Origin of the sequence: Nodosilinea sp. FACHB-141 (genome assembly GCF_014696135.1) — a bacterium.
GTDB lineage: Bacteria > Cyanobacteriota > Cyanobacteriia > Phormidesmidales > Phormidesmidaceae > Nodosilinea.
In genome coordinates this window covers 763,347-779,073 of the sequence record NZ_JACJPP010000011.1, presented here as the reverse complement: position 1 = coordinate 779,073, position 15,727 = coordinate 763,347, and the positions used below count along the sequence as shown (strand labels likewise).

At 50.4% G+C, this 15,727-nt stretch carries 12 protein-coding genes and 1 pseudogene; 2 read left to right on the top strand and 11 right to left on the bottom strand.

Annotation, left to right across the window (positions count from 1 at the left end; all coding sequences use genetic code 11):
* Position 1: 1 nt before the first annotated feature.
* Positions 2–426 (bottom strand): annotated as a pseudogene (locus H6F59_RS27630) (hypothetical protein).
* A gap of 461 nt (positions 427–887) precedes the next feature.
* Here H6F59_RS27630 and H6F59_RS11970 point away from each other — a divergent pair.
* The gene (locus H6F59_RS11970; RefSeq protein ID WP_190699430.1) at positions 888–1,664 is read left to right on the top strand and encodes a GNAT family N-acetyltransferase; all 777 of its coding nucleotides are present in this window, start codon (positions 888–890) and stop codon (positions 1,662–1,664) included.
* Positions 1,665–2,055: 391 nt separating this feature from the next.
* On the opposite strand, the gene H6F59_RS11965 is transcribed toward H6F59_RS11970, so the two are convergent.
* Together H6F59_RS11965 and H6F59_RS11960 are read right to left on the bottom strand one after the other, a co-directional pair.
* Positions 2,056–3,261, bottom strand: a complete 1,206-nt coding sequence (locus H6F59_RS11965) for a PD-(D/E)XK nuclease family protein (RefSeq protein ID WP_190699425.1) — start codon at positions 3,259–3,261, stop codon at positions 2,056–2,058.
* A 139-nt stretch (positions 3,262–3,400) separates the two neighbouring features.
* A complete protein-coding gene (locus H6F59_RS11960; protein WP_190699422.1) occupies positions 3,401–4,768 on the bottom strand; it encodes a hypothetical protein in 1,368 nt (455 codons plus the stop codon).
* Between the two features lie 88 nt (positions 4,769–4,856).
* Between H6F59_RS11960 and H6F59_RS26135 the strand changes: the two genes are divergently transcribed.
* On the top strand, positions 4,857–5,060 hold the full coding sequence (locus tag H6F59_RS26135) for a hypothetical protein (RefSeq protein WP_206755202.1): 204 nt from the start codon (positions 4,857–4,859) through the stop codon (positions 5,058–5,060).
* A gap of 36 nt (positions 5,061–5,096) precedes the next feature.
* Here H6F59_RS26135 and H6F59_RS11955 read toward each other — a convergent pair whose 3' ends face one another.
* From H6F59_RS11955 to H6F59_RS11920, 8 genes are all read right to left on the bottom strand, one after another.
* Positions 5,097–5,621 carry a hypothetical protein gene (locus H6F59_RS11955; RefSeq protein ID WP_190699419.1) on the bottom strand — a complete coding sequence of 175 codons (525 nt, stop codon included), beginning with the start codon at positions 5,619–5,621 and terminating at the stop codon, positions 5,097–5,099.
* 65 nt (positions 5,622–5,686) lie between these two features.
* On the bottom strand, positions 5,687–9,871 hold the full coding sequence (locus tag H6F59_RS11950) for an Eco57I restriction-modification methylase domain-containing protein (protein WP_190699416.1): 4,185 nt from the start codon (positions 9,869–9,871) through the stop codon (positions 5,687–5,689).
* Between the two features lie 42 nt (positions 9,872–9,913).
* Positions 9,914–10,507 carry a hypothetical protein gene (locus H6F59_RS11945; RefSeq protein ID WP_190699413.1) on the bottom strand — a complete coding sequence of 198 codons (594 nt, stop codon included), beginning with the start codon at positions 10,505–10,507 and terminating at the stop codon, positions 9,914–9,916.
* Between the two features lie 60 nt (positions 10,508–10,567).
* Positions 10,568–11,062 (bottom strand): hypothetical protein, encoded by a 495-nt coding sequence (locus tag H6F59_RS11940; protein WP_190699410.1) that lies wholly within the window; start codon positions 11,060–11,062, stop codon positions 10,568–10,570.
* A 31-nt stretch (positions 11,063–11,093) separates the two neighbouring features.
* A complete protein-coding gene (locus H6F59_RS11935) occupies positions 11,094–11,699 on the bottom strand; it encodes an ASCH domain-containing protein (protein ID WP_190699406.1) in 606 nt (201 codons plus the stop codon).
* Between the two features lie 14 nt (positions 11,700–11,713).
* Entirely contained in the window at positions 11,714–14,899 is a 3,186-nt protein-coding gene (drmD, locus tag H6F59_RS11930; RefSeq protein WP_190699403.1) for a DISARM system SNF2-like helicase DrmD, read from the bottom strand.
* A gap of 72 nt (positions 14,900–14,971) precedes the next feature.
* Positions 14,972–15,271 carry a hypothetical protein gene (locus tag H6F59_RS11925; protein ID WP_190699399.1) on the bottom strand — a complete coding sequence of 100 codons (300 nt, stop codon included), beginning with the start codon at positions 15,269–15,271 and terminating at the stop codon, positions 14,972–14,974.
* Positions 15,272–15,348: 77 nt separating this feature from the next.
* Entirely contained in the window at positions 15,349–15,573 is a 225-nt protein-coding gene (locus H6F59_RS11920) for a hypothetical protein (protein ID WP_190699396.1), read from the bottom strand.
* Positions 15,574–15,727: the final 154 nt, after the last annotated feature.

Genomic DNA, 15,727 nt, shown 5'->3' with positions numbered 1-15,727 from the left:
CTTACTGTTTTCTGGTGAGAGCTGCTGCCGCAGGTACTCTACGAGAGTTGGTTCGAGGCCAGCCGTGCTTTGCAAGGAGAAATGGACATTCCCCTATAAGCGTAGATAGATCTATAGGCGTAGATAGATCAGCTTTAACTGGATTTTGGCAGATATAGCCCCAGACGGCTGCAAACTCTTAGTCGTTGCGAATGATGCGATCATAGCGCTCGGGCTGCCGTCTGCGCCGGTTTGGGAAGGGCTAGGTCAGCATATGAACGTAGTCGGACATGACGACCAAAGGAACAAGCTGATAGCGCTGATTCTCGAAAAATCGGCAGGCGTCGAAAACGACTTGGCGGGCCGTGGGGTGAGTTCTAGCCTTTCCCAGGTGTTGAAGGTGATGAAGCGGAGGCGAAAGAATAGCTGGTCTGAAGCTTGTCGCAGAGGTAATGGTGGTAGGAGCCTCGTTAGGAGTCTGATAGCTTGGGCTTGAAAAGAGCTTAAAACCTACTAGCCATGGCGCAGTAAGACTACACAGCAGGGACAGTATGAGCTTAAATCCGACTTCTTTGCTGGCATCTAAGGCTCCTCGGGTGTAGCTAAAGCGGTACAGCCTATACTACTGGGTAAATTGCCTCACAGGAAACCAGAGGCGGAAGTTGGGGGCTTGCCAAGCTAGAAGCAAGATTTTCGCGTCAGTTCTTCTCGCAAATGCAGCAGGTTGCTGCTATTTAACTTGCTACCCCATGGCTTCTTCAGCACAGGCAGCGTCGGTGGAGACTTCGATGCTGGGGAAGCGATCGTTCATCAGCGTAGACTATCAGGTATTAAGTAAGAAGTAGTATTTATCTACAAGATGCGTTGGCGATACGTGACGCATCAAATTGAGGTTTTAGGTATGCCCTATGGCGCTTAACATGACCCAAATCGCTGAAAAGAATTTACGACACTTCCTGCTATGCATAGGTAGGTACATGGAGCATGAAGAATATGATCGCGAAAGGATCCATTGGATCGTCCCTCGATCGCCTGTTTCTTATTACAATGCCGTACTGCAAACTCAGCTCCAGAGCCATGAGGTCTCAAGTGAGATCGAGAAGTTTATTGAGCGGTTGCAGTATTGGAAAGTTTTTGGGCATTGGTTCATCACTCCGTCAACCCAACCCTCTGGGCTGGACGCGCTATTGGTTCAACACGAATTTACCTTCATTGAGGAAGAACCACAACTTTTCTACGATCTAAATCAGACTGATTCTCTTCCTCCTCAACGAGCCGATTTGGAAGTTCAGCTAGTGAGGAATCAAGCATCGTTAGATGTCTATGCTGGTATCCTTGCCCATGGATTCGAGGACTCTGCTTGGGTAAGTGAAGTTTTCCAGCGTCTCGGCCTGAGTGATCAGGCTCCTTTCCAGCATTACGTGGGTTATTTTGAAGGTAGCCCAATAGCTACAGCCTCTCTACTCAATTGTGGAGATACTGCTGGCGTCTATTTTGTTTGTGTACATCCCAATTACCGTCGTCGGGGCTTTGGGATTGCAATTTTAATCGATGTCTTACGAAAGGCCTGGCAGCAAGGATATAAACACGTAACTCTAGGTGCAACTACTGAGGGTTATGACTTGTATTTGAAATTAGGTTTCCAAAAAGTTTGTGATTTCAGATTTTACGAGTTTAAGTACTAATATAAAATTCTTTCTTGGAGCAAGATCGCGGTCTTTTAGCTAAGAAATACACCAGAAGCTTGGGTCAGCGGCAAACTTGCCGGCTTTGCAATAGGGGCAAGTGCGATCTTCAAGCTGGAAGGTACTAGCAAATTGGGTAGAACTACACTCAGAGCATGATGTGATAGGGGCTTGGGAATCGATCTTAAACTCATGGCCGCAGGATAGGCAGAGATGGGGCGAGTCATTCCCTATGCAAAGGTCAAATAGAGCATCTGGATGATAGGCATATTGCTTTTTTCCCGTCTCGTCAATGTAGTAGGGGTTGCCATCTGACCAGGCTTCGATAGTGTGGTGGCAATGGTTGCAAACATAACATAGAGATTCAGCCATATTTATCTTTAGAGAGCAACTAATCTGTTGTTTTCTCGAATTCTTCAAATATTGCATTGCGAATTACTTTCAGGTCACCATTGATGTAAGTGAGCCAGAAATCTCGGATTTTATCTTGGAGTTCCTGTAAATTGCCTTCCTCATAGTCTGTAGGGTTAAGGACTTGAACACCATACGCTTGGGTGTAGCTGATCTCTCTGTTTTTGCAGCGCTTTAGACCACTGATGCCGAGTTCACACAGCTTTTGATAGATAGGCTGCTTGAATTTTTTATCACCAGGGCCAATGACTAATCGCAATTCAAGGCTTTGAGGATCATTCCAGAACTCTAATAGCAGTAGCCTTTGCTTTTTCGACCATCCGCTGCTGCAAGCGCTTTGAAATGCTAGGGTGTCCCACTCTTTAGGGGCGAAGCGAATCCATTTACCCTGAACAGAATCCAGATCGAGATTTGCGGGTTCGGCAAATTCTTGAATGAGCTGAGTGAGGCACGCCTCGACATCCGATCGCATATCAGGCCGATGTTCATAAATAAGGTCGATCGCTTGCCGATGCTCTTTGTAGATTTTTCGGCACAGTTCGGCGATGTCTGACTCGCTCATGAGGTGTCTCCTAATTAGATCGACGTAGTGGCGCATCGAGATTTCGATGTCGGGGCTGAGGCTAGATTGGCGTTCTTCGCAGATTTTTTCGATGATGTTGGCGATGGTGCCATAGCTCAAGGACAGCCACTCAGATTGGGATGCTGTGTCACCTTCTTTGGTGAGGTAGATGAACAGCTTTTTGCAGTAGGGAAACTCGCGATCAATGACGGATTGATAGGTTTGGAGCTGATTGAAGCCTTCGGTAGAATCAACTTTGTTTTCAATGACGCAGACAAAGTTGTTGCTGGGGGAGTGAATCAGCAGATCGATGTACCGCCATTCACGGCGAATATTGGCATCGTCGAAGCAGAAATTAGCGATGTCGAGATCGTCTGAAGAAGTAACCTCTGCATTACGTAGGACTTCGATGAGCAGCTTTTTGAGGAAGAGGTCGTCGAGTTGATGCTTTTCGAGAGGGTTGAGGAGGAATTGGAGAAAGTTAGAGTGCTTGATTTCTTGGCGCACCATACCTACGGCTTCAAAAACGTTGAAGCGAAAGATTTTAGCTTCCAGTTCATCAAAATCTCTGTTATCGATTATGAATCTTTTGAGAAGGTCTTCCTGTTCCTGATAGGGCTGCATATTATCTGGCAATAGTGTGATTTCTTGTGCGCACTTGAAATAATTAAACCAAAACAGGTCAAGTAAATACTATATTTCTCATTTTTTCCACTTTAGATATTAGAGTTAAAGTGAAAAAATGAGAATGGTTTTCATGAATTCATAAAGTAAGTTCTTTTAACTTCTGCAAGGCTTGAAATTCACTTAAATCTGGATATTCAGCCTTCAATGCCAATTGAGCTCCTTTCTCAGCGACGTTGTTAGAAATGAAGCCTACGCTCAACAGAGATGGGATTGAATATCGAGTACTCTTAAAAAAGATCTTTTGAATTCCATTTATCATTGCTTTTTCAAGCTTCTTTTCTATAGAGCCTTTAATATATAATTCACCTAAATCATTGATATACATCTCTAAAGAATCCTCCAAAAGATAGCCGAAAAGCCTTCCGTCTTTATTCTTCTGTTTCTGCTTTTTCTCTTCTTTGCGATACAAAGCGGTTCTAGAACTCTTTCCATAGACTGACATGATGCCAGAACCAGGTTTTAGCTTATCGTTTTCATTGCCAATAGTTTGCTTCTGCTCAAAATGCGATTCATCTTCTGTGTAATAAAACCAAAACCGATTTTCAAAACCTTTTTTGAAGCAAATATAATAACTAATTCCTTGAGATTTTTGTGCTCCTACCAAGATCGGAAGGCTTGAGAAAGTTATGAGGTGAATTACTGCGAATGAGCTTTGTCTTTTGAAGCGTATAGCTTTCGTGTTTTCGGGAAATTTGATATCGACAAATGTTCGAACAGCGGGAATGTCAATAGTGTTAGTTTCGCTTCCTTCACTTATTAGCTTACTCAAGCGATCAATTACGAGATACACAGCTGTTAAAGAGGTGAGGATTTCTTCTGAGATATTGGTGTCAGATAATCCAAATTTAAGTTTAAGCTCATCTGGTAGGCTTACATCCTTCTTGTAGATCGAAATAGAGTAAAATATAACTTTCTTAAAGATGCTTTCTCGATCGGATAAAATATGGAGACAGTCCATTATATAATTTGTCTCTTTCTGAATATTATTCCAATTGAGAAAGCTATTGTTTTTGCAGTAATGCTGAATCCACTTTTTCACTGAAGATCCCATATGAGCCAGAAGCCAGCTAGTGCTGCGGTCTGCAAAATCAGAATTTGCTATTAATCCTTCTGGTGTAAGAGATTGAAAATAAGATGGATTAATTCCATAAAATATTTGTTCAATAAAGGTTTCAATTTCTTCTAAGTCTTGATCATGAGATTCTAAAGAGTATGTCGCTCCACCTTTCTGAGAGTATTTGGTTCTTTCAGGGCAATTTTTATTTTCAAAGTCGTAGTGAGCAAAATAGCTTTTGATCTTTTTTGATTTTCTGAGGTGAACAGGTTGGTAGCATGTTGGACAATAAGGTTTCCATGCTTTGCAAGCTTCATAAGTTAATTCTTGTTGTGTAGCTTTAACCCACTCACCTGCTTTTTCTCCAGCTAACGCTTTTGCTCTATCCATATGATTGATCCTCTTCTCATGGTTGAAGTAGAGTCCTGATTCTGAAAATTGCTCATTTTATAAATCTGGAAACAAAGATCCTTGAGCTATGGTCTCTTTAGCATCCCCAGTCTTGTTGGCAGCTTTTTTTCTTCTGACCTTTGGCCCTCTTCTTATCGTGCAACCCTTGGGCGACTTCTTCGGCGTAGCGGTGGTGGTTGAGGGCGAGGAGGCGATCGCACCCCTCCTGTTTATCGCCTTCGCTGATTGTGAAGCGGAGGACTTATTTGGTGTCATGAAAGCTATGGCTTAAGAGGAAAAGTATTCCACTAGCGTCGAGTCATTTGAGCTAACTTGGCTGCGTTGAAGAAGACTCTTGAGACTTCTGTATTTCTAGCTGTGCTAGAAGAAGAGCATAATGCTGCGCCGATCTTTTATACTTGAATGGCAAAAGATATTGACGATTTCCACTTTCCGAATCGAGTTTGTAGACGTGATAGTATTTGCCATCAGTTTTTCGAGTTACAAAAACATGAGTTTCTTGGTCTTCCTTTGAACAAACAACAACCGCCTTATTCTCCTCTATGAGTTTAAATTTTAAGTTGTGTCCAGACATTAATTTGCGCTTGCCGCTTAACGGTATTGTGAAGTCATTAACATAAGATGTCCATTCCTGGTAAAGTTTACCTTCTTCACTAAGGTTCTTTTCGTTGCGTTGATCTAATTTTTCTTGAACTTCTTTTATCTTTCTACTATTTTCTAGAATATCACCCATTGAAATTTGATCCGAGCCAGAGTTCCTGCCTCCACCTCCTGTAAAATCTCCGCCAGAAAATCCCCTAAATGCTTTCCTGTGGAACCCTTGATTGGACATCGTATTATCTCCTTTAAGGTATAAATTGTCTAAAAAGAGAGCTGATTTTACATATTGTCTAGAAATTAAAAAAGATTGCCTTGGATAGAGCTTTCATTGGTTTGAGATTTTTTTGGGGCTTGTTTCTTCCCCTTCCCTTTACCCTTCTTCTTATCGTGCAGCCCTTGGGCGACTTCTTCGGCGTAGCGGTGGTGGTTGAGGGCTAGGAGTCTGTCGAGGACTTCGCGGCGTGCCTCTTCGCTGATGGTGAAGCGGAGGCCTTGTTTAGTGTCGTGGAAGTCGTGGTTGAGGGGGATGTCGTGCCAGCCGTAGGCGGCGGCGACGGCGGTGTCCATTTGGATGTGGAGGTGGCGGAGGGTTTGAATGTCGGGGTCGGTGCAGGTGGGGTCGTGGAAGTGGTTGTAGGTTTTGGTGAGCCCTTCTTGGCGGGTTTTCATGATGGTTTGGCGGTGGGTGTAGTAGGTTTCGCCAATGGTTTCTAGAGTGTCTGTGTTTTCGGGGAAGGGGAAGGTTTCAAAACAGTCTGACGGTGAATAATTCAAGAGAGACAGGTTTGTAGAAGAGTACTTCCAAGCCCAACAATAGTGAAATCCTGATTGTAGGACGGAAAAGCTTGCGAAGTCATCAATTGGGAAAACTGCTAACTTGTGAGCAAAAACTTGGTTGTTTGGCACAAACGTAAATGCTCCGGATCCGCTTATGATTGCGATTGCAAGAACTCTATCCATGTCTTGAATCGCCTTTTCCAAACCAATCGCATAATCTCCGTACAACCACCATTTCTCGCGACGGGCACGGCGCTTGTTGTTAGCCCTTTGAGGCTTTACCCTCTCTTCAACTATCTTCAATACTTCTCCATATTGTGAAGCCTCTTCATAAGTCCAATTGCGGAAGTTTATTACATACCTACTTGCAGGTTGACTAGAGCTAGAGTTAAGTTCTTCTCCATTCAAATATGGAAGTATTACTTCGTTATTGCGTTTATTTTTGTTTACAAGATTTTGAGCTTCTTCACTAGATAGAAAAAAGCCCATTCCATAAACATTATGTCCCTTGAAAACCCTGGCTCTGTTCACTGATAATTTGAATGGTTCTCCCGCGACCTTGCCCGGCAGGGTGAGAAATGTCGTAATTCCGTGAACAGGTTTTTCATCTAAATAGAATTTGTTTAACCACTGCTTTTTGCTAAGCCATATGGCAGAAATTCTAACGGTTGCGTTTCCGTACCATTGTCTATTTGCAATAGCACGATAAATTGTCAAACTGCTATTCGAAAGCTGCTCAAGTCCAACACTCCGAGTATCTCCTTCAGCGATGGTGCTTGTGGCAAGTAAACCAAGGTTCCCATGAACTTGAGTAGTTTGATTAGCTCTCAAGAAGAAATAAGCACATAAGTCAGCACTCCCTTTTTGCCTAGCGATAAAGTGAACGAGTAAGTCTCGGTAATTTGTCCCAAGAGTATCTGAAATTTTTCCACCCCCCTGAAATGGTGGATTCCCTACAATCGCCGAAAATCCTGTCGGTGCCCCTTCTTCCAAAAACACCTCAGGAAATTCCAACGCCCAATGAAACGGCTCCCTGGTTGGCTGCCCCTCCGGCTTGCCCGAATTCAACATCCGCTGCGCCTTCTCCCGTATCTGTCGCAGCTTATTCTCCCGTTGCTGCTCGTCCGGTTCCTCCAGGGCATCCGTCACCAGCCCCGATAGCACCCCCAAGTCTTCCCCCTTCAGGTTCCCCGTCTTGCCCGCCTGGGCCAGGGCCTCGCCAATCAAATAATCCGCCGCAATTTTGATGTTGCTCGTCAGCGCCTCCGCCTCCGCCTGCAACGCCTCCTTGCGAGCCAAGTCTTGAATATCATTCACCGTAAAGCTCTCTAGCTCCTGACGTTTAGCGATCGCCTGGGCCAGCAGCGGTCGCCAAATCTCCGACACCGTGCGCAACTGCACCGCCTCGTTATCTGGGTTCAGGTGCAAAAACTCGATCTGCTCTCGCCGCGTCACCCCCAGCAGCGAATCGCCACAGCGCAGGGCATGGTCGAGAAAGGTAAAGGGCCGATTCTTTTGCAGCGTAATCAACCACAGGGAGAGCTTCGCCATCTCTACCGCCATCGGGTTTTTGTCTACCCCATAGAGGCAGCGATCGGCCATAATGCGGCGGGCCACGGCTAGGCGCTCATCGGGGTCATTGGGTAGAATGGCCTCCCCCGGTTCGGCCATGGAGAGCGAGCCATCGGGCAAAATCCGTAGGATGGGCCTCTGGCTTGCCCCTGGGGTTTGAACAGCCGGGACGGCTATCCCACAAGAGGGTTCTTCCATTTCCCAGGCTTCCACCAGCCGCTCCGACAGGTAGCGACACACCTGCACCAAAAAGGCACCGCTGCCCATGGCCATGTCGCATACCTTCAGCGCCAGCAGCTCCGTCGCCGACTTCAGCCGCCAGTCTTCCTTCGGCTTGCCCTCGGCCACGCCCTCATACACCAGTGGCTCCAGAGTATATTTAACAATTTCTTCCGTCAGGGTTTTGGGGGTGTAGTGGGTGCCCGTCTCGCGGCGATCGCTGCCCTGGGTCACAAACACACTGCCCGCCGGAATCACCGTGGGGTAGTCAAAGGTATCGAGGCGAATTAGACCCACCCAGGGCAGCACGCGATGGCAGAGAGCCTGGTCGTTGTTGCAGGCGATTAGGAGCTTATTGCCTTGGGTGCCCACACTCCCCTCACCCTCACCCCCAGGGCTAGCGCTAGGGTGAGGGGCTGGGATGCGTTTTTTGAGGGCGGCGGGCGATCGCCCCGTCTGCTTAGCCAAAAACTCCACCAGGGCCGCTTCGCCCTTTTGCCACTGCTGCTCTAGGGCCGTCAGCGATACCTCCGGCTCCTTATTCTTAGACCCCTCCAGGCCCAAAATCGGCTCCGTGGCCCGCACGGCGGTATGGTCGAGCAAGCCCTCATACACATGGCCAATCTGCTCAATATCCAGCGCCCGAAACGACAGCTTGCGCGACTCCACACCGCCCCCCGGCACCCGCACCTGAAGCACTTGCAGCGCCTCTAGCAGGTGCAGCACCGTGCGGTTGTTCACCGGAATTGGGTCGGCGGCTACCTCCAGCCAGTGGGTGTCGGCTTTGCGCCCTTCTAAAAAGGGGAAGCGATCGGGGTTAAACAAACTGCCCCCATAAGCCGGAATGTACAGCGCATCGTGGTGGACGCCCCCGTGCACCGCTCGAAAGGTGGCCAGTAGCCGACACCAGGCATCGTGCTTGCGCTCTAGAATCTCTTCACCGTTTTGGTCGGCCTGCTCTCGCAGCTGCTCCCGCAGGGTGGTGACGGCGTAGAAGGTGTCGTAAAACTCCGTCTCCTGGGGCGGTATCAGCTGGTTCTCTTCGGCAAAGAACAAAAACACCAGCCGCATCATCACCGTCAGCGCCGCCTCGTATAGCCGCGTTTCGGTTGTGCCCCGCAGCAGATCTCGGTTGCGGTCTTGGTCGATGCGATCAATCGATTGCACCAGCACCTCCACGGCCCGGCGCACTTGGTAGCCCAGCTGGTCGGTCACCTCCTGCTGGCTGTTGACGCTTTGAGCCAGCAGCGCATCCAGGGTTTCCTCATCAGGCACGTTAAAGAACCGCTCCACCCCCAGCAGAGAGCGAAACGCCCGCAGGGTAACGTTCTCTTCTTGCCAGAGGGTGGCATACCAGGAGATGTAGCCGGTGGTTTCGCCCTTGGGGGCATTCACCAGCATCCAGTGGTCTCCATTGGTAATTAGCCCCAGCCGCACATCGCAGGCGTGCAGCAGCTCCATCATGCGGGTGGCGGGGCTAGCGGCCCAGCGAGAGCCTTTGACGCTCTTTTCGAGCGATTGGCTAGCGGGGTAGATCTGAACCAGGAGGCGACGTTTGTGGCCCTCATCCGGATTGACCACCACCCAGTCGGGACGAAGGGTTTCGCCTTGTTCTGCGATCGTCACCTGCAACCCGGCTGGAATGCTCTGGCCACTGAGCAGCACTTCCTCCGGTAGCTCCAGGGTCTCGGTCAGCACAAACTCTACCCAGGCCCGGTGAATGGCGGGGTCGTGGCGAGTGCCCTGCTGGTTGTCGTCCCACTCTTCGTGGGCCAGTTTCAGCCGCCGCATGGCGTCGGGGTCGTGGGCCTCTAACCCCTGGGGGAAGGCTTGCAGCAGCACCGGCAGGCTGACAAAGGGGCCAGAGGCTTCGACTAGGGATAACCATTCAGCATGGTGGTGGGCAGTGGACATGGGACAGGGTGGATGAATAGGGCAGTTGGTTGAGGGAGCGGCTTAGTCGGTTCTGTTGGGTTGGCTATCTTGACGCTGGTGATACAGCCGCGCAAATTCAGCCTTGGTTAGCAAAATCTTGCTGTCCTGAATTCTGGGGGCAAACTCTTCCCAAATTCCCTGGGCTAAGACATCAAAGGTTTGATCTGTCTTTTGACTGGCAATGCGAATGATGTTTCCCTGTCGTTCAATACAAAATTCTGATTTAGGAATTTGTGCCCAGGCCCTACTGAAAGCGAGTTCGTGATCAGAGGTTTTAGGATGCCAGTAGTTCCGATTACCGGAGACGTTGCGGATATATTCTTCAAACAGAATGGGATACCGCATGTGGTGATCAAAGTAGCCTGGACGAAACGGGTCGGGCGTACAGTTGTAAAGTTCTGCGGCCCCAATGATAGCCGAGACCATGTCAGGACTTTGTGGATCTCCATACTCTTTACTTTGAGAGACATGTAGCAACACCAGTCCCCGAAATTTTGTCGGCCAGGTGCGGCATTCCGATCGCTTCTCACCAATGGCAATCTCGTAGGCAAAGGGGCCAGCAATACTGATGGCCCGCAAAGTATCGGGAAACGCTGATATTTCTGTAGTTATCATACTGACGCTCCTAATATTGAAGATGGGTTTTCTGCCCTGTGGGTGAATGGAGGAATGTTTTTATCGCCCAGGATGCTCCACTAGCATTGGCCCTTCAGGAATAAATCGCGAGGGGTAGTCTGTCTTTTTGCCTAGCCCTCTGAAATCTTCCACAGGAATAGGTTTATCGAGCTTTGCTAAGTCCTGCACCAACCAGAAGATCGCCCAGGTTGGTGAGTCAGTGGCGGTTGAAGGAGGGCGATGGATTTTTTTGCCGGGATAGCGCCCCCGACGGGAATGTAACTGCTTGATATAGGTCGCCTGCCAAGTAGCGAAGGGCTTGAAGGTTGGGCTTTCTGGGTGTGAGGCGTAGAAAAACATATTTACCAGCAGCCCTTGGCGCAGTTCATCAGCTTTGTCAAAAACTTCAAAAGCTCCGCTCCCGTAGGCCACCACAGGTGGTATTTCGGGCGGGTCGGCATCAAGTTGAGATGCGATCGCATCAAGTCCGGTGATTAAATGCTGTTCGGGCACTGGGGCCAGAATTGCGAAACCATTGGTCGTTGTTTTTTCCATTGGGCGATGCTCCTGAGCAATAAAATTATTTTTAGGTATCTTCTTCTGTCTCGGGAATTTCATCCAGAAGAGCATCAATTTCAGTTACAGCCAGATCAATCTGACCATTCTGGATTCGAGGCATAAGTTTCTGCCAAAAACCATTCCCTAGAACGCCAATTTCAATATTGGCTTCATGGTTAAGCAGAATAATTAGATCGTCCTCGTACTCAATTTTGAAAGGATACTTGGGCATTTGTTCGAATGCCTGATTAAACGCCCGTACCCGCTCAGGAGTGCTGGCAGGCCAGAAGATTGATTGCTGGCCAGTAGCGGGAATTGCTTTTTCAAAGACTATTGGGCTTTCCAATTCATAGAAATAGCCCTCACCTTCAGGATCTTCAACACAATCCACTAGCTCCACAGCACCAATAATGGCTTTGCGAATAATTTGATCTTGGGGAATATTGTATTCCGCCATATATTCATCAGAGTCTTTCGTGCCGCTGGAATGAATGAGAAACATTCCCCGGTATTTTGTGGCCCTAGTTCGATATTCAAAATCCTTTTCGCCATGAACAATAGCCCAGGCAAAGGGAAAGTGAATCGACATCGCCCTCAACCTATCTGGAAACTGAGCAACCTCAGTAGTTAACATAGAATTTCCTCTACTTAGTGCAATAGTTTTTGCGGTATCAAATACGTCACGGCTAGGGGAAATAGCCGAGGGGTTGGGTCATGAAACCGCGATCGAATGATGGCGGACTCCTGCTCAATCTCTTGAGGAATTTGCTCAACCCGAAGCTGAAGGCTGCTGAGGTTGCGCTCAAACTGCTCCTTCTCGGTGGTGCTAAACAGAGTTAGCTGCTCTACCTCAGGTTGCTCTAGCTCTTTGAGGATCTGCTGCCGCAGTTCGGTCATGATGGCGGTAATGTCGGCAACCTCTTTGTCGCAGCGGTCTTGCAGGGCCTTTTGAAGACCATTGGTGCGCTCATCCATGCGAACTTCGAGCGATCGCAGTAATTGATCTTTATGGCCAGGCCACAGATCCATCAGCCGTTGCTGAAACGACTCTGGCACCTGCTCGGGCAGAGCTGCCGCTAACGCCTGCTGCACCTGGCCCACATTCAGCCGACTAAAGCGCCCTTCCTTGAGCATGCCCCCAGCGGTGATCACTTCCTCATGAAGGCGCTGTTGGTCACCGCCCAAAATTACCAGCCGCCCGTAGGCCACCACCACCGGATGCTCCAGAGCAGAACTGGGCACCAGCCGCGCCGTTACCCGATGCAAGCGCTTGCGCCCCTCCCGCGACCACACCTCCGCCCGCAGCAGCCGCAGGCACATCTGCACCAGCCGATGGTTGAGGTGTACCAGCACCACATCATCCCGCCCATGGGAGAGGTTGGGGTCAAACACAATCGGGCGAATCTCTTTAGTGTGGGGGTGATCCAGCCCATCGGAGCAGTCGGCCCAGCTCCCCTTCAGCGCCGGTAAGCTGTACACCGTTCCGTTGACATCGGGTACTTCAACCGGCATCAGGGCTGGCTGCTCCGCCAGCTCCAAACCAATGCTGACCACCGACTCAATGTGCTCTGGGGTAAGGCGCAGAGTGCGGCGGGTTTCACTAAGCTGTTCTTTGAGCTGTTCGATGCGATCGCGCACCGAGCGCTCAAACTTCAGCATGCGTCGCAGGGGTTCTGATTCCCGTTCTGCTAAGGCCGTATCCAACGTTACTCGCCGCCCCAGCATCGCCTCTTCTACCTGAGCAGCAATTACCGGCCCCACCTTACCTAGGTCTTCGCGAATAGCGTTTACCTTCAGCGCCGCCCGCATCAAAAACTCCAGATCTCCTTCTAGATCTCCCGGCTTCACCCCCGCCGTAGCCGTCTCGCGGTAGCCTTTACCGACAAAGTGATAGACCTGGACTGATGCGGCCCGCTGCCCGTGTCGATCGATGCGGCCATTGCGCTGCTCCATGCGGTTGGGGTTCCAGGGAATCTCGTAATGGATCAGCCGCGAGCAGTAGTTTTGCAAGTCCAAACCTTCCGAGGCGGCATCGGTGGCCAACAAAATCCGTACCGGAGACTTTTCAGGGTCGGTCTGGAATGCCGCTTTCACCTTTTCTCGCTCCAGGGACTCCATGCCGCCGTAGATAGTCATGAGGCGATCGCCCGCCACCAGGCCCTCGGCGGCCAGTAGGTTGTAGAGCCACTTCTGGGTCGCCCGATACTCGGTGAAGATAATCACCCGTTGATCTGACCACTCCCGCCCTTCACCCCCGATCCCTCTTTTGCTCTGGGAGATTGGAGCGATCACTGTCGTGATCCAGTCCAACAGTTCCTGGGCTTTCGAGTCGGGTTGGCGGGACGCAGCATCAGCCCACTGCTGCATAGTCTTTAGCAGTCGCTGCTCTTCTGAGCTGGGGGCACGGAATAGTCGGCTCGACGATGCGATCGCGTCTTCAGTCGCCTCTTCGTACACCCCATCGTCGGCAAACTCTTCCTCTACCTGCTCTAGCTGCCGCCGCAGAATGCCCACTGAGGGTTTTGTAAAGCGAGAGGCTTTCTTTCGGGTGGCAGACTCCAACGAGTGCCGGTGCTGCTCTAGGGTGCTCCGAAACGCCTCTGGGGAGGAAAATAGCCGCTTCTTCAGCAGCTTTAGCACAAACTCGGTGGCGTAGAGTTCGGTGGCATCATCCTTCGCCCCCTGCCGCCGCCGCTCGGTATATTGCTGAAGCTGTTGGTGTACCTCGCGCTCCTCGGTGCTGTAGTCCACTGCGATCGCCTCCAGTCGTCGCTCTGGAAACCGGGGGGTGCCATCCCAGTGGGGGGGCAATTCTCGCTTCAGCCGCCGCACCATTACCACCTGGAGCTGGTTGGGGTCTGCCTTCACGCCCCGAGCAAATCGCTGATTGTCCAACAGTTCCAGCAAGGCCGTAAAGCTCTCGGGATAGCCGTTGTGGGGGGTCGCCGTGAGAAACAGCTTGTGCTCAAAGTGGGGCTCTAGTAGCCGAATCGCCGCCGTCCGTTGCGAGTCGATGGCATACTTGCCGCTACCCGAGGGGGCCACATTGTGGGCCTCATCGACAATCATCAGGTCAAACCGGCGAGGGTAGATCGATTCTCCCTCTGCTGGCAACACCTCACGGAACAGGCGCAGGCTGCGATCGCGCTTCAAAAAGTCAATCGAGGTAATCAGCCGAGGAAAGTGAGTCCACGGGTTCACATGAATACCCCGCCTGCGCCGCAGGTCTTTCATCAGGGCGCTATCGACAATGCGAAAGTCCAGACCGAACTTGTCGCGCATTTGCTCCTTCCACTGCACCTGAAGCGACGAAGGGCACACCACCAAAATCCGTCGCACCCGCTGCCTTAGGATCAGCTCCTGAGCTACCAACCCCGCCTCAATGGTTTTACCCAAACCCACATCATCCGCCACCAGCAGGTTCACTCGGGGCATCTGAATGGCGCGCACCACCGGGTCGAGCTGGTAATCCTCAATATCAATGCCGCTGCGAAAGGGCGACTGTACATTGCGAATATCCGCCGATGAGGCCGCCCCCCAGCGCACTGCATCGAGAAAGGCATCTAGGCGATCGGGGGAATCAAACCCCATCGGCTCCGGCAACTCCGACTTCTCGTAGACGTGGGCACCCGCCTCTAGCTCCCAAATCACCTGTAGCTCATCGCCCAGCCCATCATCCTCTACCGAAGACAATGTCACCAGGTGCTGGGCCGTTGGCAGACCAGAAATAACCGGGCTTTGGGGTGGGACGGTCTGCTGGATGTCCGTCACCACAAAGCGGCTCTGACGTACATCTACTAGCTGCCCCTGTTCGGGAATAGAAATAAGGCGCACGAAAAACCCGCTAGATCTACATCACTATTCCAGTGTTCCCACGGTTATCAGGATTGCTGCCCTCGCCCGGGATTACGGCTCCTGAAGCTCTGTAAACGCTAGCCAGTCACTGGGGTTGCAAAACAACCCACCGGCATTGCGCCAAAGAACTCCCCTCAACGCAGCTTCAGCCGCGATCCAAGATTCAAACGTTAGGTCGCACCAGTACAGGCAGCCCTCGCGATCGCGCAGGAACAGCCCAAACTTACCTTCCATGGGCTCAATCCAGTAGAACCAGCCCTCTCGAACCTGGGGCGATCGGCGAGGTGCTCTACCCAGTAGGTGACTCCCCCCATCAGCGGCACAACAAGGCTCAAGATCCCCATCTGCCATTACTACCACCTCTTTCCGCAAAACACTTGCGGTCATAGTTCAGAAGAACTATAAAAGATTATGCTAAAAAATAGCAATTATTCCAGTGTGTCCAGATAGTCCTGGTGAAGCTGATGTTTCCTCAAAACTTGCTCAGCCTGCTTCAACACATCGATCTGGGCCAGGCGCTCCCGGTAAGCCTCTGGGCATTTCTCAAAGTCTGGAGCGGTGCCCCAGGTCCTTACCGTTTTGACCGAAATCCGGCAGCAGTGGGCCAGCAAACGCTCCCAGTTGCTCTTATAGCCCCAGTCAGATTCTGTCAAACGGGCATATTTCTGGCAAAACGCTTTTGGCTCCAAAGGCTGACCGTACCGATGTTTTCATCCTGTACTTTAGCCCTTCCTACCCAAGTCAATTCCGACATCCAGGGAAGGTTTACCGGCGATCGCCGGTAAACCTTCTAAAAAATAGAACACT